The sequence below is a fragment of the Tenacibaculum discolor genome (assembly GCF_003664185.1).
Classification (GTDB): Bacteria; Bacteroidota; Bacteroidia; order Flavobacteriales; family Flavobacteriaceae; genus Polaribacter; species Polaribacter discolor.
In genome coordinates, this window is record NZ_RCCS01000008.1 from 73,989 (window position 1) to 93,298 (window position 19,310).

Here is a 19,310-nt window from a genome sequence, read left to right on the forward strand (position 1 = left end):
CAATCAATTTGTTTTCTTTTTTATATCTCGATTAATTCTGGTACAAACATATAACTGACTTCAAATGAGATTGTGGAAAATGGATGGAAAAGAAGTTGGAAAAGATTTTCTCATTTTACGGGTTTCCTTTTCCATGTTTTTTCCATCCTTTTTAACTTTGGAAAAACCAATCAACTACCATGGAAAATGATTTAAGGACTACACTAAACGACATTGACTTTATTTTTTGTTTTAAACATTTCTTTAAGTGTTTATCTGCTAAAAAAAACAAAAAAGAACCTCTAAAAGAGTTATTTACTGAATTATTAGAAGGGTTAATGAAAGACGAAGCTGTTGAAAATAAGACTACTAATGGCTGTTTTACCTATTTTGTAAATGAATACCTAGGCAATGATGCTCCAAGACCTAAATTTCAAACAACAAAAAAAACTCTTTCCAATTATTACAAAAAGTATGTAGATAATGTTGAAAATGGTGCTGGAGAACCTAAAATTGAATTAAAAGATTTAATAGCTGAGTATCTAGGATATAAAAACTATGCAGATTTTTTAGGTTCTACGAAAAAGAAAAAGATTTGCCTCATTTGTATTGCTAAGTATAAAAAGTCTATCGTTTTTACTCTAATTCCTATGTTAGCTATTCCTTTATTTTTATATATTAATTACGAAACTAGTAATTGTATTATATGGAATGGAGATTATTATGAAAAGACATCATGTACAAATGAAAAAGCTATTAAAAACACTTTATACCATATAGATATTGATCGCTTTAAAAAGGTAACCCTTACCAAGGATATGGAATTTTTTACAAACGGTAAGGAGAATTTTTGGTATGGAAGTAATACAGAGGGAAAACGAGAATTCTTTACGGCTAGGGGTGTACATCCTGAAACATTAAAGGAATTAGACCCTATTACACCTTACATTTTGGAGAAAGAAGGTTTCAGACCATAAAAAAAGCTGTTAATATTTAAATTAACAGCTTTTGCCTTTACCTTAATTAAGGTAATAATAACTTTATATTTTATCGTCTACTATAGTTTGGTGCTTCTTTAGTAATAGCAACATCGTGTGGGTGACTTTCGTTAATTCCACTTGCAGTAATACGGATAAATTTTCCTGTATTTTTTAATGTTTCAATATCTTTTGCTCCACAGTATCCCATTCCTGCACGTAATCCCCCTACAAACTGGTGAATGCTTTCTTGTAATTCTCCTTTGTAAGCAACACGACCTACAATTCCTTCTGGAACTAACTTTTTAATATCGTCTTCTACATCTTGGAAATAACGATCTTTTGAACCTTGTTTCATTGCTTCAACAGATCCCATTCCACGGTACGATTTGAATTTTCTTCCTTCGTAAATAATAGTTTCTCCTGGTGATTCTTTAGTTCCTGCTAATAAAGATCCTAACATCACACAATCTGCTCCTGCCGCAACCGCTTTTGGAATATCTCCTGTATAACGAATGCCTCCATCAGCAATTACTGGAACTCCACTTCCTTTAATTGCAGCAGCTACTTCTAATACTGCTGAAAATTGTGGAAACCCTACACCAGCAACTACACGTGTTGTACAAATAGATCCTGGTCCTATTCCTACTTTTACCGCGTCAGCTCCTGCTTCTACTAAATATTTAGCTGCTTCAGGAGTTGCTATGTTACCTACAACTACATCTAATTCAGGAAATTTTGCTTTTACTTCTTTTAATACAGAAACTACTCCTTTGGTATGTCCATGAGCTGTATCAATAATCACAGCATCTACACCTGCATTAACCAATGCTTCTGCTCTATCAACTGCGTCCTGTGTTACTCCTAATGCCGCAGCTACGCGTAAACGACCATAAGTATCTTTATTTGCTGTTGGTTTCTGTGTAAGTTTTGTTATATCTCTAAAGGTAATTAACCCTACAAGTTTATCATCATCATTAACAACTGGTAATTTTTCAATCTTATTTTCTTGTAAGATAACTTCAGCATCTTTTAAAGAAGTTCCTTCTGCAACTGTTACTAAGTTTTCAGAGGTCATAACTTCAACTATAGGACGCTCGTTATTTTTTTCGAAACGTAAATCACGGTTGGTTACAATTCCTACTAATTTTCCTGCTTCATCAACAATTGGAATACCTCCAATTTTATGCTCACGCATTGCTTGTTTTGCATCTAAAACGATTGCGCTTAACGATAAGGTAATCGGGTCGATTATCATTCCACTTTCTGCACGCTTTACCTTGCGAACTTCTTGAGCTTGCTGCTCAATTGTCATGTTTTTATGTAACACTCCTATTCCTCCTTCTCTTGCAATAGCAATTGCCATAGCAGACTCAGTTACCGTATCCATTGCCGCAGATACAATAGGAACATTGATTGTTATATTTCTTGTAAATTTTGTTTGAATTGAAACCTCTCTTGGAAGTACTTCTGAATAAGCAGGAACTAATAAAACGTCATCATACGTTAATCCTTCGCCTAGTATTTTAGATTGATGAGCTTGCATATGCAATCAATTTAGTGTGTTGTTAATTAATTGCATGCAAATATACTACAAATAATGCAAAAACAACCTTTAAATTTAAGTTAAGAAAATCATTTTTTTAATGTTTATTTTTTTAGTAGCATTTTATTTTAACCTTTTTTCTATTACGTTAATAATCAAGTTTTATACGTTGAGGGTTTTTCTTCTATTTTCTTTTTCACCTTTTTTTTAAATTTATATTGCTTTTGCATATATTAGAACTCATAAAATAAAGCAATGGAAAATAACACCCTTCAAAAAGACAGTAAAAAAATTGTTAGCACTAATAGTAATGGTGTTTACCCTAAGGTATCTATAGAATTGATTACTGAGATTAACAACATGCTATCATACGCTATTTATAATGGTATTGTTATTAATACTGAAGTGAACTCTTTAATTGAAAGTAAGAACCTGAACGATTTGATAAATGCTCATAATATTCTTGTTAAAAATATTGCTCCTGCAACACCAAAATCGATAGAATATACGAAAGCTCTTCGTGATGAAGGTCAAAATAAATCTATTTTCAGTAAACTTCCTATAGTTAGGAATCTTATTTTCTTAGCGCTTTTCTTTTTGGTTTTATTTATTGTTACTGCTCTTTCTCCTGATGTAAATAATGACTCATTAGATAAAGGCTTAATGAATAACTCTGGACTGCCACTCCTTTTAAACCTCTCTTATTTAGCATCTGTTGCTGGTTTGGGGGTTATTTTTTATTTATTGAAAAGAGTTAGCGATTCTATTAAAGAATCTACCATGGTATCAGAAGAATCTATTTCTTATTTAGCCCAAATAGTACTTGGTATTATTGCCGGACTTATTATGTCTGAAATTATTTCGTTTTACACCAAAAGCCCTGAAGATATTAACTTGTTTAACAAAGGTGTTTTAGCTCTTATTGGAGGTTTTTCCTCAGAAGCTATTTTTAGTATCCTACAGGGTATTATAGATAGAGTTAAATCTATTTTTATCATACCAAAACCCAATACAAATTAACTATACTTAAAAACAAAGAGGTTGTTACGTTAAGTGATTATTTATAATAGAGCTTACAGCATACTAACCGAACTTAGCTCAATACTGTAGCAACCTCTTTTTAATTATAAACTAACTATACTTATGAAATACTTTTACGTATCTATTTTTTCTTTTTTTCTTTTTTCCTGCGCCAGTATTCCAAGCTCTACTGTAACATTAACGAAAGAGGTTATTAAAGAAGCAGATAATATGCATCAGCTAAATGTTTCTTTAGTCAACAGACTTTTTGATGAACGAAAAGAAAAAATAAATTTATTTATTGAGAATAAATACACCCCTACGCTACTAAAAAAGTTTGAGGGTTTATTACCTGATTCTTTAGACTACAAAAAGGAGTTACCTAATATTCTTAATAGTATTGTTCCTATTATTAATCGTAAAAAAGACTCTCTTCAAAGTGTATTGGATTTACAAAGGCAAGATATTTTAAACCAACTAAATTCTAATTATAGCGATTATAGTAAAGCTACTACTTCACTTCAAAACTTAATTAATTCTGTTGTAAAAGTAAAAACTACAGAAAGTGATGCTTTATCTGCTATAGATCAACTTACAGGTGACAGAATTAACATAAAAAAAGTTGAAAACACCATTAATCAGAGTATTGATAAAACTGGGGATACTCTAAATAAATTGATAAATATTGAAAAAGTAATTACTGAAAAATAACAATTATGAATTCTATAGATTGGAACAATATAGCTAAAGAAGCTGCTTCACAAACTGATGCTGAGTTTAACAAACAATTGGCTAGCCTAACTAACTTAAAACTTAGTGAAGTGGATGCTTTTATTAAGGAAAGTAAAATTACCAATGCTAATGCCATAAAAACACTTAAACTTATTGATGATGCTACTATTAGTAATAACGAAAAAGCCAAAGCTATTTCTAATATCGAAAATGGCTTTGGCTTTGTTATAAGTTTAGTTTCTAAAATTGTATAACTATCTAAAAATTGTATTGTCTTTTATAAATGCTGTTTTATAACGCTCACTAAAGAGAATTTTCTCTTCATTGTCTAATACTATAAGGTTATCTTCAAAGTAAATTTCTTTGATTTTCTTAACGTTTACCAAGTAATTTCTATGCACTTGTCTAAAATCTGGATTAGACAGCATGTCTTTTAGCTTGGTTAACGATAACTTTATTAGGTAATTTCCTGAGTCGCAAATTATACTACAGTATTTTTCTTTTACTTCTACATAATTAATAGCAGCTACATCAACTTTTACTACGCTTCTTTTTTTCTTTATGAATAAAAAAGCAGGACTTAACACTGCATTGTCTGAAGCTAAGCTTATACTATTACTTTGTTGATAGCATGACTCTATCGCCAACTCTAAAGAGAATAACAATTCCAGTTTATTATATGGCTTTAAAAGATATACTAACGGATTGGTTAGTTTTGCTTCATCAAAAATTTCTCTTCCTTGCATACTTGTTAAGAATAAAAAAGGCACATTAATTCCTTCTTTATTCAAACGGTGTGCTAACGAAATTCCGTCTGGTCTTCCGTTTATCATGATGTCTAAAATAATAACATCAAAAAAGCGATTTCTAATTAACTTTTCTGCTTCTACCGCATTTTTTGCTAATGATACCTCGTAATCATTATCTTCTAAAAAAGAAGAAAGTTCTAAAGCTTCCTCTCCTGAATCTTCTAGCAATAGTAATTGTAGTCTTTTCATAATTTATGCGCTTGCGTTGGGTAACAAAATTCGTATAGTTGTCCCCACTTCCAACTCACTATCTATGAGTAATTTTCCATTATTCTTTTTAATAAGTGTTTGACATAGTAACATACCTAGCCCTACGCCCTCAGATCTGTTAATTTTGTCAATACTTAAATCTTCTAATCCTTTAATTTTTGCTAGTTTTTCTTCTGAAATTCCAAAACCTGTGTCTTTAATTTCAATTGTACTAAATTCTTCAGAGTCGTTATAGGTTTTTATTGCTATTGTACCGTTTTCTCCTGTGTATTTTAGTGCATTATCTAACAAATTCCTCAATACTATTTTTAAGGACTCTTTGTCAGCTTTTACCAAAATAGTAGCCTCTAACACGGTAGTTAGTGCAATGTTTTTAGCTTCTACAATTTCTTCAAAGTTATAAACTGCCTGTTCTACCAACGGTTTTAAAGGATACTCTTCTGCTTTAAACGATAACTGGTTGTTTTGTTCTAACGACCAATGTAATACATTGTTTAATAAATGACTTGTACTTTCAGTTAATGCAATAGCATTGTTAGTAGTTTCATTGACTGCGTCGTATTCTTTGTTTTTTAACTGTCGTTTAAGCTTTTCGTGTTGTCGCTTAATTGTATTTATTGGCGAACGTAAATCGTGAGACACTACAGAAAACAAATAGTCTTTGGTTTTGTTAGCTACGTTTAACTCTTCCTTTTGTTGAGTAATAAACCTATTTTTACTTTTTAACTCTCTATAAAAATAGCCTAAAAATCCGAGAAAAACTAATAAACCCGAAGCTCCTATTACCAAACTCTTTTGCACCACTGCTTGACGCTTTAGCTGTTCTTCTTGCAAAACGATTTCTTGTTGCTTCTGCGCTACGGCTAATTGTTTGTCTTTTTCTGTAAGCTCCCAAATTTTATCACGGTTCCAAATAGAATCTTTCCAGTTACCATACTCCATATAGTACTCTATACTTTTTTTATAATTTTTTCTATTCTTCTCCACAACTGCCATGTTTCTTACAGATATTTGTTTAAGATTAAAATCTGAGTATAATTTGGACAGATCATAAGCCTCTTTAAACAACGGAATTGCCTTATCGTCTAAGTATTGATTATAATATAGGTTTGCTAAATCAATTTTGGTTCTAATTATTGCCGCAGTATCTTTCTTCTTTATTAGAGAAACTTCTTTCGAAAAATATTCGTTAGCTTTTCCAAAAATTCTTTTTTGTAAAAAATTAACTCCTAAATTATGGTAAATGTTTTTTTTTCTGAAAACTTCAGGCCCTTCTTCTAAAGCTTTTTCGTAATGATTTATTGACTTATTATATTTTTTTAAACTTAAGTATACACTTCCTAATAAAACTTGTTTTTCTAAGATATTCTCCTTATCATCAGTAATTGAATGTAAACTTTGCAAAGCCTTTTTATAAAAACCTTTTTTATAAGCACTATACGCTTGCATAAAATTAATATAAGTAATTTCTTCCTCTTTATTAGTCAATAATAAAGCTTTACTACTGTAAGCATAACAGGAATCATACTGTTTTTCTTTATAAAAGTTTAAGGCTTTACAAAAAGTTTCATTCTTATATTTTTGGCATATAGAATAACCTCTTTCAATAAAAACTTTGTTTTTCTTTTTAGGCTGACCATTAACCTGAAAAAAAAACAAAGTTATTATTCCTATAATAGAACTTAATTTACTCAAAATTAAAATTCTGTTGGTGGTTCTGTTTCTGCTGGTGCTGTAACTGTTCCTCTATCTGTTATAGGTCCTTCATTTACATCTTTCAAAATTGGATTTGTATTGTTATTCCTAACAAGAATCATGTCCGCTAATTCAGTCCCTTCTTCCAATTCATAAGTATATTCTATATAATACAAATCATATTGACTGGCTACTTCATCGCAATTAAAATCTACTCTAAAATCTCTACAACTTACCATATTATACCCTCCTTCTTTATTTGGGATTTGAACTGGAATAATTCCATAATAGTTTAAATAGATTTCATTTCCTTGTAGTTGTAAACCAGTGGTGTTTTCAATTGGCTTCAAAGGGTTATCTGGTAAGTATGCTAAAACCGTCACAGTAAAATAGTTACTTGTACTACCTTCAAGACCTGACATGTTAACTAAAGGTCCTTTTGGTATATTATCAACACTAATATTGGTGTCAAATTTTCTAAAATCTTTTAATGTTAATGTAACTCCGTTAACGTTTACTGGGTTTCCCATCTTTTATAATTTTTTAATTTGGTTATTTGGCTAAAATTACAATAAAAAGACTAGATAGAAAACCTACTTAAAATAATTTTTAAGTGATATTTTATGAATTAAATTTCTTCTAAAAAAGAATTTTAGAAAAAGTAATATTATTTATTGTTTTTTGAAATACAGTTGTTGAACAATAACAATAACTGAAGTAACATACACAGCTGTCATTAAAAAACCTGAAGCCATAACTATGTACTTCATCCAAGTAATACCTGTCCACATTACGTAAATACCTCCAAAGGTACATACAACTGAAATAAAAGGTTCTATCATTAAAAACAATTTCAGCTTCATAGTAATACTTGTTGTAGACAAAATAATTGCTAATAAAAAGAAAATTACTGAAAGTGATAAAATGTGATTGTGTACTAATGTTTTAATTTCTCCAGGAGATTTTTTAAACATCATTTTAGTAGCTTCTTCATCGTCTTCATTTCCTAAGTAGCGTTCTTGTATTCCTTTTGAGCTAGCATTGGTCGTATCTTTTACAAAAGAAAGACCTCCAAAATAGCCTATACTTAACGTAGCTACAAAAACGAATATTAAATGTTTTATTTCTTTAGGAAACTGATGAATAACTCCGTGAACCTGCATTTATAATACCTTATTTTGATGAAGAATTGCTAAATTTTGAAGGAATGTATTTACAGCAATAGTCATTGATGAAGCAGATATTGTTGCTCCAGAAATTGCCATAATATCTTTTTGATACTTCAGCTTATCTTTTGATGTTTTACCTTTGAATTGCTTTAACCATCGTTTACTTCCTATTTCTCCACCATAATCTTCACGATAAATTAACACCTTAGTTTTAGCAATAATTAAATTTGAATCTAATAAAATTAAATAGTCAAATTCGTCTGTTTTACTAGGTGCTTTATCAATAAATGCATAACCAATGAGTTTATTATTCGCATTTATTTTAAACAACTTTTCTCCTTTTATTTTACGTACAAGTTGGTCATTAACTTCATCTGATATTTCTACTTTTTGTAAGCCAAAATCCTCTACATCAAAAGTTTTACTAATTTCTTTAGCTACTTTTTTTTGAATGTTTTTTGGAATAACAAATGATGACAAGCTAAAAGAAGCTATTAATAGTACAAAAGGAAATAGTATTTGTTTTCTCATGTTGCAAAAATATTAGAATTAGTCTAAATAAAAAACAAAAACCGAACCAAATTACTAGAATTTGGTTCGGTTTTATATTTTTTTAAACTTTTAGTTCTCTTAGAACCAAACTCCAAAACCTAAGTTTAATTGTTTTGTTGTTGGGTTTCCTGCTATTGCATTGTTTTTTAATTGGTAGTCTGCTTTAAATGCAGCTCCTGGTGCAACCTTATAAGTTAAACCAAACGTCCACTCATCACGATCATAAGCAAGGTTTTCGCTAATTCCTCCTTCTACAGAAGCATGTGTGTTAAAATCTTCATAACGAGCAAAGGCGTATAATTGTTGCTTTTTATCCATAGGTAATAAGTTATAAGCGGCTTCTAAATACCATCCTTGTAACTCACTTCCTAATGCATCTTTAGAGTTATCTAAATTATATAACGCGTTGTACTCTTCTGTGTCAGATAAACTAGCGTGGATAAATTGACCACGAGCTGTAAATCGTTGATAAGCATAACGAGCATCTAAACCAAGCATTGCAATACCTACATCAGCTCCGTTAATATCTTCTACTGCTCTATCAGATTGTGTTCTTCCAAAGTATCCTGATAACCCTAAACGTAAACCTGGTAATCCGTAATAATCTAATTTTCCAGCAAAATTAATGTTGTTCATTTTAGATTCTGCTCCTTTTTGACGACCACCTCTTAAACCATTTGATCCTCCTAACTTTCCAGTATACTCACCTGTAGCATCGTCGTAAGTTCCTGAGTTAAATCCGTTAAACATATAAGCTTGGTAACGTAAAGAAGCTTCATCCCATTTTCCTGATACTCCTAAACCGATTTCTCTCCATGTTGTTGGTACAATCGCTTTATCCATACTTGGTCTTTCTACTCCGTTGAATGTAGTTGGCTCGTGGTATTCATTTACAATCCCCATTGGTACTAACATTAAACCAGCTCTTACATTTAAGTTATCTGTTAAACCATACTGTAAAAATGCTTGCTCAATGTAAACTTCTTTTACATGCTCAAATTCAATTTCTGTAATAAACTGTGTTCTTTCATTAAACTTGTAACCAAATAACATTACTACTCTATGAACATCTAAATTTGTTTCTTTACCTGTAGCTCTATTTAAGTGTACTTCCCCATAACCTCCTACTGTTAACCCTTTTTGACTTAAATTAGAAGACAATAAACGTTGTGCAGCATTTTGTTGGCTTTGTGGGTTTGTTGGAATACTATCTTTTGGAGCTGTTTGCGCCGATGCAAATAAAGACACTCCTGCTAATAAACCGAAAAATATTCTTTTCATTTTATTTAGATTAATTTTAAACTATTTTAATTTTACGACCGCAAAAGTAATAGAGATAATTAATCTAACAAATTTTATTAAGATTTATTTTAAATAAACTTTAACACATTTTAATATTTATTTAATAGACAGTATTTTACATTTATTTTTCTTTTAGAAAATTAACAACTGCTTTACGTATATCGTATGCTAATTCTTCTTTTTTTGGTGTGTAAACACTTAAAATCCCTTCACTTTTACTTGAAAGTATAGGAATATCAAGTCCTCTTAATAAATAATCTGAAAAAGCAACTGTATAAGTTTGGTTTTCTTGTAGTTTTCCATTTTTTAGCTCCCATACTCCATTTACTTTTTCAGCATTAAATCTTTGTAAATAGGCTCCTGTTCCTGAAGATTCTACACCAAAATCTAACACTTTTTTTAATAAGCTTCCTTTAATCTCAACTTTTAAAATTTCTCCTCCATATGGTAATACTCTAAAAATATCAACAGCATTTATATCTCCTGATAATACATCATCTATTCGTACAGATCCTCCATTTACCAAAGCACAATCTACATCATTATTATACGCTAAGCTCATTGATTCTGCTATAATTTTCCCCATATTGGTTTGTACAACTCTAATTGTACTTTCTCTTGCATCTAAAGGTTGATCTGCCTTGTATATTATTTCATAAGGATTCGATACTACTTCTTGAATTTTATCTTCTAAGACTGCTTGCCATTTATCTACAACTTCTTTTACACTCGCATCAAAAGGGATTGATTTATTAATTTCTTTTAACTCAGATTTAAAGCTGACTTCTTTTGTTTTTGGGTTATATTCAAACCTATGGATATAGGCTGTTTTTGCGTTAGCATCTGCTTTTGCAATTGTTACCTCTCCTACTGTTGTGTAACTATTGGTGTGTTCGTGACCTCCCATAATTAATGGCACGTTTGGTAAAAGTTTTGCTATTTCTTTATCCTGTGTAAGTGATGCGTGAGTTAACCCTAATACGATGTCTACTTTATCTTTTATTTCGTTATAAGAGCGTTGTATTTCTTTATACATATCTCCATAATACACGTAACTTTTGGGGTTTGACGGAATACAAACACTTATAAAACCTACTTTTAAAGTAGTTCCATCTAAACTCTTAAATTCTTTTATGAAAAAATCTTTTAAAGTTTCTTTTTTACCATCAACGATTTTATGAAAATAAGAGTGTTTACCATCAACATTATGTAATACATTGGCTGATATCCAATCAAACTTACTCTCATTCAAACGATCTTGTAAATGTGTAAAACTTAAATCGAATTCGTGGTTTCCAAATGCAACAAGGTCAAAGTTCATAGCATTCATAACCTCTACCATTTGTTTCCCTCTTACTCGCTCACCATTATACTTCATTGTTCCTAGTAAAGAAGGTGATAAAAAATCTCCTGCTAATACTAGCATGGTGTTTTTATCTTCTTTTAAAAGTTGTTTGTGAACTGTTTCTACTCTTGCCATTCCTCCATACATTCCTCCTTGAATTGGGGCTATTTCATACACATCGTTTAATTGCAGTAATGTAAAATAGGTTTTATCATTATCTTTTTTAAACTGATACGTTGTTTCTGATGTAGTTGTATTGATTTTCTTTTTTGGAGAACCACAACTAACTAAAGTGCAAGTTATTAAAAGTAGTAATAGGGTTTTAAATTGCTTCATTTGGCTTTTTTTATAAGAAAACCAAATTTACGAATTCTAGTGAAGATATTGACGTGTGTTTTGTCTTATCATTTTTCGATATTCTACCAATTCTGGAAATTGATAAAAGAAGTTTATTTTTTTATGTGCTATAGTTCTAGGCTTCTTTATTTTAGGTCTTAACACAAAAGCTGTCCAGCTTTCAACAATATCTTCTTCTGGACTTTCAGCAGCGTAATCTGTAAGGAACTCTGTTCTATTATTTAAGTATAAGTCATATAGTTTTTCTACACAGTTTGCTTCTGTATAACAATATTTTCGTTGAATAACATCCCAACGATTTAATAATGCTCCTTTCCAAAATATGTTAACAAACCTATTGATGTAACTATCTTTATAAGCTTCTCCTTCAAGAGTTAAATATAACTCTCCTTCTTCTTGTTGCCTTTTGTTTGTTGGCCTTATCTGAGTTCTATTTAATGTTAATAAATGCCCAAACTCGTGTACTAAAGTATATACTGACTCATGAAGTCTTCTCTTATCCTTAGTTTCAAAATTAACATCTCTAATATCAATTTCTAACTGCCATTTATCATTTTTTGAACTCAATGCTACTAAAGCTCCTGTTTTTTCATCTACCCCATCCGTCATTAAAACAATACGCTTTATATATTTTTGGGTGAGCTCTTTCGGGAAAATCCTATTAAATTCACCCCAATAATAAGCAGCTAAATCATCACTTACCGACTGATTTTTAACTATTTTACTACCATTCACATTCCACACCCCTATTCTTTCACTATTTGTAGATTGAGAAAAGGCTGAAAAAAAGAAAAATAGAAAAATAATATTTAATTTCATCATCTTTTAAAAAACTTCTAGTGCTTTATTATAAGCACTTTCAAAACTCATTGGTTTAATATTAGTTGCTACTTTATTTGCTGTAAAATAAGACAATAACTTTTCAGTTGGCATATTACCTGTTAACTCATCTTTAGCCATTGGACAACCTCCATACCCTTTAATAGCTCCATCAAAACGTCGGCAACCTGCTTTAAAAGCACTGTCAACTTTTTCATGCCATTTAGTTGGTGTTGTATGTAAATGAGCTCCAAATTCTATTTGAGGATAACTAGGTATTAAATTTGAAAATAAGTAGTCTATATCTTCAGGTGTTGAGCTCCCAATTGTGTCTGACAAAGATAAGATTTTAACACCAAACGACGAAAGTTTTTCTGTCCATTCTCCTACTATTTCAACACTCCATGGATCTCCATAAGGATTTCCAAACCCCATTGATAAATAAGCTACTACCTCTTTATTGGTTCGATTTGCAATGGCTAATACCTCTTTTAAAGTATCAATAGATTGGTCTATTGTTTTGTGTGTATTACGCATTTGAAAATTCTCTGATATCGAAAAGGGATATCCTAAATAATCAATTTCCTCAAATTGTGACGCATCATTTGCTCCTCGCACATTTGCTACAATTGCTAATAGTTTACTTTTAGTAGTAGATAAATCTAAATTCGATAAAACTTCAGCTGTATCTTTCATTTGGGGAATTGCCTTTGGCGACACAAAACTTCCAAAATCAATTGTATCAAATCCCACTTTCAACAGTGAATTGATGTATTTTGCCTTTGTCTCTGTGGGTATAAAATGGCTTTTAATTCCTTGCATTGCATCCCTTGGACATTCAATAATTTTAACACTGTTAACCATTGTGTCAAATATACATATTTTGATTCATTTTTTCACCTAGCTTTACCTGTCTCTATTCGCCCTTTATAAAACACCACCCAATTAATTAATTATCAATAAAATACAAAGAAACAGAAATAAAAACTTGAAAGTTTTTTTTATTTTTTTTATTTTTTTTTCTGCAAACTGTCACAATTTAAAAGTTAATTTGTCTCTAGTATAGAATGATTTCATTGGAGTCGCAACAAACACATATCAACCAACTAATCGAGCGCTGTAAAAAGAACGATAATTCTGCACAAATGCAGGTTTATCAGAGCTATTACAAAGCTATGTATAACACGTCGTATCGTATTTTAAAAGACGAGTTCGAAGCAGAAGATTTAATTCAAGAAGCATTTTTAACTGCTTTTACGAAATTAGATACTTTTAAAGGTGAAGTTACTTTTGGTGCGTGGTTAAAAAGAATTGTAATTAATAAAAGTTTAACCCAGTTAAAAAAAGTTACTAGATATGATGAAGTAAGGATGGATGTGATTCCTAGCTATGAAGTTGAAGATATAGAAATAGATTATAGCTCACTTGAAGTTAAAAGAGTTATAAACTGTTTACAGAGCTTAAAGGATAATTACAGAATTGTATTGACTTTAAACCTAATTGAAGGCTATGATTATGAGGAAATCGCTCAAATACTAAACTATACTAATGAAAATGTACGTACAACGGTATCTAGAGCAAAAAAGAAGTTAAAACAAGTATTAGCAAGTAATACTAATAAAACAGAAGTATATGGAGGATAAACTGCATCAATTTTTCAAAGAAAATGACTTTGATGTTTTTGAGCCTCATCAAGGGCATTTAAATCGCTTTCAACGAAAACTAGAAACACCGAAAAGATCTAAAAAACCATCTTATTTTTGGATGAGTATTGCAGCATCTGTGGTATTAGTTTTAGGTTTTTATCTAGGTAGTTACCAGCAAAAAAACACCTACGATTTAGCTGACATTTCGCCTAAAATGGCTGAAGCTCAAAACTTTTTTGTAACAACTATAAATCAAGAATTAAAAGAGGTTGAACAATATAGAAATTTAGAAACTGAAACGGTTATTGAAGATTCTTTAAACGAAATTGAAGAACTAGAGGACCAATATAAAACCCTTGTAAAAGAATTATCTAAAAGAGAAAACAAGCATCAAATTATCAGAGAAATGATACAAAATTATCAACAAAGATTAGATGTGTTAGAAAAGCTTCTTTTACGATTAGAATTACAACAAAACCCCGCTAAAATAGAAATATTAGAAGATGAAATTATATAAATTATTTTTCCTACTACTATTCATTCCTACTCTTTTAGTAGCGAATGATAAAAAACACGAAAAAAGCAAAAACATACGTAAAACTTTTGCTGTTAACAAAAACGCTACCTTATATATTAACAATAAATATGGTAATGTAAACGTGACTACTTGGAACGAAAACAGAATAGAGATTAATGTAAAAATAACTGTAAAAGGTAATGATTTGTCTAACGTTGAACGTAAATTAAAGGCGATTGATGTTCGATTTGAGTCTACTCCTAGTTTAGTAGAAGCTAGAACTATTATTGAAAAAACAAAATCTAGCTGGTCTTGGTGGGGTAGCAATAACACAAACTATAAGATTAATTACTTTGTTAAAATGCCAGTTACCAATAATGCCGATTTAAACAATAAGTACGGAAATATTGAATTAGACAAACTAGAAGGTAAATCCAATATTAATTGTGATTATGGTAAAATACAAATTGACCAATTACTAAATGAAACTAATAACATTAATTTAGATTACTGTGGTACTTCTGAAATTAATTTTATGAAATCAGGAAACCTAAGTGTTGATTACTCTAAACTAACTATTATAAAGTCAGAAAACTTAAAAGTAAATGCCGACTATTCTACCATGAAAATAGGTACAGCAAACAATGTTGACTTTAATAGTGATTACGGAAGTATTTCTGTAGATGATGCCTCAAATATTAATGGTAATTCTGATTATGCTAGTATAAAAATTGGAACTCTTAGAAAAAACTTAAAAATTGATACTGATTATGGTGGTGTCAGAGTTAGAAATATTGAAAAAGGTTTTGAAAGCATTGTTATTGATGGAAGTTATGCCGGTATTAAACTTGGTACTAGTAGCAACAACAACTTTAATTTTACTATTGATCTAGGTTATGCCGGATTTGGATATCCTGATAACCATGTAAAAATGTTTAAAAGCATTAGTAAATCTTCTAAAAAATATTACGAAGGAACTTTTGGTAAAGACAACTCTAACTCTTCTATTACTATAAAATCTAGATACGGAGGCGTTTCTTTAAAATTAAATGATTAACCAACAACTTACAAATTATACTACAATGAAAAAATTAGCGATCTTATTATTAACACTTTCTTTTAGCTTTCAAACACAAGCACAAAGCTGGTGGAGTTCTAAAAAAGTTAAAGGTAACGGAAAAGTTATCACAGAAACTAGAAAGGTTAGTTCTTTTAATAAAGTGAACGTTGGAGGTTCCTTTGATGTTTATTTAATAGACGGAACTGAAGGTAAAATAACTTTAGAAGGAGAAGAAAACATTTTAAAATATATTGAAACAGAGGTAAAAAAAGGAAAGTTAAATATTAACTTTAAAGAAAACACCAATATTAAAACCACTAAAAAGTTAATAGTTACTGTTCCTTTTGAAAATATTGAATCGGTTGCTTTAGGAGGTTCAGGAAATGTAATTGCAAAAAAACGTATTAAAGCTGATGAGGCATCTTTTGCTTTAGGAGGTTCAGGAAATATTGTTGCTAGTGTTGACGCTAATACTGTTAAAGCATCTATAGGTGGTTCTGGAAATATTAGACTTAAAGGAAAAACTGATAACTTAAAATGTGCTATTGGTGGTTCTGGAAACGTAAAAGGCTACGATTTAAAAACCAATTCTTTAAAAGCTAGCATTGCTGGTTCTGGTGATGTGTTAGCTACTGTTAGTAATAAAATAAAAGCTACAGTAGTGGGTTCTGGAAGTGTATATTACAAAGGAAATCCTTCACAAATAGACAGCAATTCTTTAGGTTCTGGAGACGTTATTGACAGAAACTAAACTTAAATAACTAAATAAAAAAAAACCGCTGTATGTTTACAGCGGTTTTTATTTAAATTTATTTTCTTTATTGTAACGAAGCTAAACTCGCTTTAATTGTTTCAATTTTGGCTAATGTATCTGATTCTTTTTTACGTTCTAAAGTAATTACTTTTTCTGGTGCATTACTTACAAAACGCTCGTTAGATAACTTCTTTTGAATCCCTGTTAAGAATCCTTCTGCTCTTTTTAACTCTGCATTTAGCTTAGTTATTTCTGCTTCAACATCAATGGTATCTAACGAAATTGGAACAAAATATTCATTTGATTTCACACGGAAAGATGCTGCTCCATCTACTTTATCAGTAACATAGTTTATTTCTGAAGCATTGGTTAACTTTTGAATTACTACATCAAACTCTTTGGTAAAGTTTTCATTATTTACCACTGATAGTTCAATAGCATCTTTAAACGAAATATTTTTATTTTTTCTAATCGTTCTTATTCCTGAAACTACGCCCGTAGCAAACTCAAAATTTGCAATTAATTCTTCATTTGTTTCTCCAACCGTTGGGTATTTAGCAATAATTAAAGCATCATCTGGAGTTCTTTCAGTAATATGTTGCCAAATTTCCTCTGTTAAGAAAGGCATAAATGGATGCAATACTTTTAAGTTATTCTCTAATACTTCTATTACAGCTTTATATGTTTTTGCATCAATCGGTTGTTGGTATCCTGGTTTTACAATTTCTAATAACCATGATGAAAAATCATCAGTAATTAACTTATAAATTGCCATTAACGCATCTGATAAACGATACTTACTAAAGTGATCTTCTATTTCTAACAACACTTTATTAAACTTAGCTTCATACCAAGCTAATCCTATTTTAGCTGTCTCTGGTTGCGCTAAACTTTCATCTATCTCCCAACCTTTAATTAAACGGAAGGTATTCCAAATTTTATTTGCAAACCCTTTTCCTTGTTGACATAAATCTTCATCAAACAATAAATCGTTTCCAGCCGCTGCACTTAATAACAGCCCTACACGAACTCCGTCAGCTCCAAAATCTTCAATTAGCTTTAAAGCATCTGGTGAGTTCCCTAAGGATTTACTCATTTTTCTACGTTGTTTGTCACGCACTAACCCTGTTAGATATACGTTTTCAAACGGACGTTCATCTTTATACTCATATCCAGCAATAATCATACGTGCTACCCAGAAGAATAAAATATCTGGTCCGGTAACTAAATCGTTGGTTGGGTAATAATACTTGATTTCTTCATTCTCAGGATTACGGATTCCGTCGAAAACTGACATTGGCCATAACCAAGAAGAGAACCATGTATCTAATGCATCTGGATCTTGTTTTAAGTCAGAAGCAGTTAATGATGTATTTCCTGTTTTTTCTTGAGCTAGTTTTACAGCATCTTCAATATTTTCAGCTACTACAAAGTCTTCTTTTCCGTCTCCAAAGTAGAAAGCAGGAATTTGTTGCCCCCACCATAACTGACGAGAAATATTCCAATCACGAATATTTTCCATCCAGTGACGATATGTATTTTCAAACTTTTTAGGGAATAACTTCACCTCTCTATCTTCACCTAAAACAGCTTCAATAGCTGGCTTTACTAGCTCTTCCATTTTTAAGAACCATTGATCTGACAATCTTGGTTCAATCACTGCTTTAGTTCTCTCAGAAGTACCTACTTTATTGGTATGAACTTCAGTTTTTACTAAAAACCCTTTTTCTTCTAATTCTTTGGTAATTTCTTTACGAACTACAAAACGATCTTTCCCTTCATAATGTAAACCAAAAGAATTTAAACTAGCATCTTCATTAAAGATATCTATTACCTCTAAGTTGTGCTTATCTCCTAAAGCTTTATCATTTTCATCGTGTGCAGGAGTTACTTTTAAACACCCTGTACCAAATTCAACATCTACATATTCATCTTCAATAATTGGGATTTCTCTATTACATAGAGGAACAATAGCTTTCTTACCTTTTAAATGAGTAAAACGCTCATCATTAGGATTTATACAGATAGCAGTATCACCTAAAATAGTTTCAGGACGTGTTGTTGCTATAATTACTTTTTCATCAGAATCAACGATATCATATTGTAAGTAATATAAGTTCCCTTGGTGCTCTTCATAAATAACTTCTTCATCAGAAAGTGTAGTTTTAGCCTCTGGATCCCAGTTTACCATACGATATCCTCGATAGATGTAACCTTTATTATATAAGTCTACAAATACTTTTATTACTGATTCTGATAAAGCAGGATCCATGGTAAAAGCAGTACGTTCCCAATCACAAGAAGCTCCTAACTTTTTTAATTGATCTAAGATAATACCACCGTATTCGTTTTTCCATTCCCAAGCATGTGCTAAAAACTCTTCACGTGTTAAATCATTTTTATCAATACCTTGTTCTTTTAACTTCGCTACTACTTTCGCTTCTGTAGCAATTGAAGCATGATCGGTACCTGGAACCCAACATGCATTTTTTCCTTGCAAACGGGCACGACGAATTAACACATCTTGAATAGTATTATTTAACATATGTCCCATATGCAATACTCCTGTAACGTTTGGCGGCGGTATAACAATTGTATAGGGTTCGCGTTCATCTACTTCTGAATGAAAGTAATTGTGCTTCATCCAGTAATCGTACCATTTTCCTTCTACTTCTTTAGAATTATATTTTGATGGAATATTCATATGTTATGTGTATCTTTATGGTTAATAATTTAACATTTTTTAACCTTTGGCATTGTTTTTGAAATTCGATTAGCAAAAATACAACTATCTATGAGGTACAGAAAATTAGAGGTTGTT

At 30.8% G+C, this 19,310-nt stretch carries 19 protein-coding genes; 8 read left to right on the top strand and 11 right to left on the bottom strand.

Going from position 1 to position 19,310, the window contains the following annotated elements; genetic code table 11:
- Nucleotides 1–179 precede the first annotated feature (179 nt).
- Nucleotides 180–956, top strand: a complete 777-nt coding sequence (locus C8N27_RS10880; protein WP_121147392.1) for a hypothetical protein — start codon at nt 180–182, stop codon at nt 954–956.
- A 70-nt stretch (nt 957–1,026) separates the two neighbouring features.
- On the opposite strand, the gene guaB is transcribed toward C8N27_RS10880, so the two are convergent.
- A complete protein-coding gene (gene guaB / locus C8N27_RS10885) occupies nt 1,027–2,502 on the bottom strand; it encodes an IMP dehydrogenase (protein ID WP_121147572.1) in 1,476 nt (491 codons plus the stop codon).
- Between the two features lie 255 nt (nt 2,503–2,757).
- Here guaB and C8N27_RS10890 point away from each other — a divergent pair, with 255 nt between their 5' ends.
- The 3 genes from C8N27_RS10890 (at nt 2,758) to C8N27_RS10900 (ending at nt 4,508) form a co-directional block, all read left to right on the top strand.
- On the top strand, nt 2,758–3,522 hold the full coding sequence (locus C8N27_RS10890) for a hypothetical protein (protein ID WP_121147393.1): 765 nt from the start codon (nt 2,758–2,760) through the stop codon (nt 3,520–3,522).
- Nucleotides 3,523–3,645: 123 nt separating this feature from the next.
- Entirely contained in the window at nt 3,646–4,233 is a 588-nt protein-coding gene (locus C8N27_RS10895) for a hypothetical protein (protein ID WP_121147394.1), read from the top strand.
- A gap of 5 nt (nt 4,234–4,238) precedes the next feature.
- Nucleotides 4,239–4,508 (top strand): hypothetical protein, encoded by a 270-nt coding sequence (locus C8N27_RS10900; protein WP_099216594.1) that lies wholly within the window; start codon nt 4,239–4,241, stop codon nt 4,506–4,508.
- Here C8N27_RS10900 and C8N27_RS10905 read toward each other — a convergent pair whose 3' ends face one another.
- The 9 genes from C8N27_RS10905 to C8N27_RS10945 all read right to left on the bottom strand — a co-directional run bounded on the left by C8N27_RS10905 (nt 4,509) and on the right by C8N27_RS10945 (nt 13,376).
- Nucleotides 4,509–5,252, bottom strand: coding sequence for a LytR/AlgR family response regulator transcription factor (locus C8N27_RS10905; protein ID WP_121147395.1), 744 nt, complete (start codon nt 5,250–5,252; stop codon nt 4,509–4,511). It abuts the gene before it with no gap.
- Nucleotides 5,253–5,255: 3 nt separating this feature from the next.
- Nucleotides 5,256–6,968: a tetratricopeptide repeat-containing sensor histidine kinase gene (locus tag C8N27_RS10910; protein WP_121147396.1), complete on the bottom strand. Its 1,713-nt coding sequence runs from the start codon at nt 6,966–6,968 to the stop codon at nt 5,256–5,258.
- A 2-nt stretch (nt 6,969–6,970) separates the two neighbouring features.
- Nucleotides 6,971–7,498 carry a hypothetical protein gene (locus C8N27_RS10915; protein ID WP_121147397.1) on the bottom strand — a complete coding sequence of 176 codons (528 nt, stop codon included), beginning with the start codon at nt 7,496–7,498 and terminating at the stop codon, nt 6,971–6,973.
- A 141-nt stretch (nt 7,499–7,639) separates the two neighbouring features.
- Nucleotides 7,640–8,131 carry an Aq_1264-related membrane protein gene (locus C8N27_RS10920; protein WP_121147398.1) on the bottom strand — a complete coding sequence of 164 codons (492 nt, stop codon included), beginning with the start codon at nt 8,129–8,131 and terminating at the stop codon, nt 7,640–7,642.
- Nucleotides 8,132–8,668 carry an FMN-binding protein gene (locus tag C8N27_RS10925; RefSeq protein ID WP_121147399.1) on the bottom strand — a complete coding sequence of 179 codons (537 nt, stop codon included), beginning with the start codon at nt 8,666–8,668 and terminating at the stop codon, nt 8,132–8,134.
- A 99-nt stretch (nt 8,669–8,767) separates the two neighbouring features.
- The gene (locus tag C8N27_RS10930) at nt 8,768–9,970 is read right to left on the bottom strand and encodes a putative porin (protein WP_121147400.1); all 1,203 of its coding nucleotides are present in this window, start codon (nt 9,968–9,970) and stop codon (nt 8,768–8,770) included.
- 142 nt (nt 9,971–10,112) lie between these two features.
- Nucleotides 10,113–11,672: a bifunctional metallophosphatase/5'-nucleotidase gene (locus C8N27_RS10935; RefSeq protein WP_121147401.1), complete on the bottom strand. Its 1,560-nt coding sequence runs from the start codon at nt 11,670–11,672 to the stop codon at nt 10,113–10,115.
- Nucleotides 11,673–11,708: 36 nt separating this feature from the next.
- Nucleotides 11,709–12,515, bottom strand: coding sequence for a hypothetical protein (locus tag C8N27_RS10940; protein WP_099216586.1), 807 nt, complete (start codon nt 12,513–12,515; stop codon nt 11,709–11,711).
- Between the two features lie 3 nt (nt 12,516–12,518).
- Nucleotides 12,519–13,376 carry a hydroxymethylglutaryl-CoA lyase gene (locus tag C8N27_RS10945; protein WP_121147402.1) on the bottom strand — a complete coding sequence of 286 codons (858 nt, stop codon included), beginning with the start codon at nt 13,374–13,376 and terminating at the stop codon, nt 12,519–12,521.
- Between the two features lie 212 nt (nt 13,377–13,588).
- Here C8N27_RS10945 and C8N27_RS10950 point away from each other — a divergent pair, with 212 nt between their 5' ends.
- The 4 genes from C8N27_RS10950 to C8N27_RS10965 are packed head-to-tail and all read left to right on the top strand — an operon-like array spanning nt 13,589 to nt 16,486.
- Nucleotides 13,589–14,155, top strand: a complete 567-nt coding sequence (locus C8N27_RS10950; protein WP_394342567.1) for an RNA polymerase sigma factor — start codon at nt 13,589–13,591, stop codon at nt 14,153–14,155.
- Nucleotides 14,145–14,675, top strand: a complete 531-nt coding sequence (locus C8N27_RS10955) for a hypothetical protein (RefSeq protein ID WP_121147404.1) — start codon at nt 14,145–14,147, stop codon at nt 14,673–14,675. Before C8N27_RS10950 ends, C8N27_RS10955 begins: the two co-directional genes overlap by 11 nt.
- Nucleotides 14,662–15,732 (top strand): hypothetical protein, encoded by a 1,071-nt coding sequence (locus C8N27_RS10960; protein WP_121147405.1) that lies wholly within the window; start codon nt 14,662–14,664, stop codon nt 15,730–15,732. The genes C8N27_RS10955 and C8N27_RS10960 overlap by 14 nt, the downstream gene beginning before the upstream one ends.
- 25 nt (nt 15,733–15,757) lie before the next feature.
- Nucleotides 15,758–16,486, top strand: a complete 729-nt coding sequence (locus C8N27_RS10965) for a head GIN domain-containing protein (protein WP_167444749.1) — start codon at nt 15,758–15,760, stop codon at nt 16,484–16,486.
- Between the two features lie 67 nt (nt 16,487–16,553).
- Here the strand turns inward: C8N27_RS10965 and C8N27_RS10970 are convergent, their stop codons facing one another.
- Complete coding sequence (locus C8N27_RS10970; RefSeq protein WP_121147407.1) at nt 16,554–19,193, bottom strand: valine--tRNA ligase; 2,640 nt, start codon at nt 19,191–19,193, stop codon at nt 16,554–16,556.
- Between the last annotated feature and the right edge of the window lie 117 nt (nt 19,194–19,310).

Bases quoted from the DNA above. Each gene is read 5' to 3' on its own strand.
- C8N27_RS10915 (WP_121147397.1), bottom strand. From the start codon at position 7,498: ATGGGAAACCCAGTAAACGTTAACGGAGTTACATTAACATTAAAAGAT.
- C8N27_RS10955 (WP_121147404.1), top strand. From the start codon at position 14,145: ATGGAGGATAAACTGCATCAATTTTTCAAAGAAAATGACTTTGATGTT.
- C8N27_RS10965 (WP_167444749.1), top strand. From the start codon at position 15,758: ATGAAAAAATTAGCGATCTTATTATTAACACTTTCTTTTAGCTTTCAA.
- C8N27_RS10890 (WP_121147393.1), top strand. From the start codon at position 2,758: ATGGAAAATAACACCCTTCAAAAAGACAGTAAAAAAATTGTTAGCACT.
- C8N27_RS10940 (WP_099216586.1), bottom strand. From the start codon at position 12,515: ATGATGAAATTAAATATTATTTTTCTATTTTTCTTTTTTTCAGCCTTT.
- C8N27_RS10900 (WP_099216594.1), top strand. From the start codon at position 4,239: ATGAATTCTATAGATTGGAACAATATAGCTAAAGAAGCTGCTTCACAA.
- C8N27_RS10905 (WP_121147395.1), bottom strand. From the start codon at position 5,252: ATGAAAAGACTACAATTACTATTGCTAGAAGATTCAGGAGAGGAAGCT.
- C8N27_RS10935 (WP_121147401.1), bottom strand. From the start codon at position 11,672: ATGAAGCAATTTAAAACCCTATTACTACTTTTAATAACTTGCACTTTA.
- C8N27_RS10920 (WP_121147398.1), bottom strand. From the start codon at position 8,131: ATGCAGGTTCACGGAGTTATTCATCAGTTTCCTAAAGAAATAAAACAT.
- C8N27_RS10880 (WP_121147392.1), top strand. From the start codon at position 180: ATGGAAAATGATTTAAGGACTACACTAAACGACATTGACTTTATTTTT.
- C8N27_RS10930 (WP_121147400.1), bottom strand. From the start codon at position 9,970: ATGAAAAGAATATTTTTCGGTTTATTAGCAGGAGTGTCTTTATTTGCA.
- C8N27_RS10960 (WP_121147405.1), top strand. From the start codon at position 14,662: ATGAAATTATATAAATTATTTTTCCTACTACTATTCATTCCTACTCTT.
- C8N27_RS10895 (WP_121147394.1), top strand. From the start codon at position 3,646: ATGAAATACTTTTACGTATCTATTTTTTCTTTTTTTCTTTTTTCCTGC.
- C8N27_RS10970 (WP_121147407.1), bottom strand. From the start codon at position 19,193: ATGAATATTCCATCAAAATATAATTCTAAAGAAGTAGAAGGAAAATGG.
- guaB (WP_121147572.1), bottom strand. From the start codon at position 2,502: ATGCAAGCTCATCAATCTAAAATACTAGGCGAAGGATTAACGTATGAT.
- C8N27_RS10945 (WP_121147402.1), bottom strand. From the start codon at position 13,376: ATGGTTAACAGTGTTAAAATTATTGAATGTCCAAGGGATGCAATGCAA.
- C8N27_RS10925 (WP_121147399.1), bottom strand. From the start codon at position 8,668: ATGAGAAAACAAATACTATTTCCTTTTGTACTATTAATAGCTTCTTTT.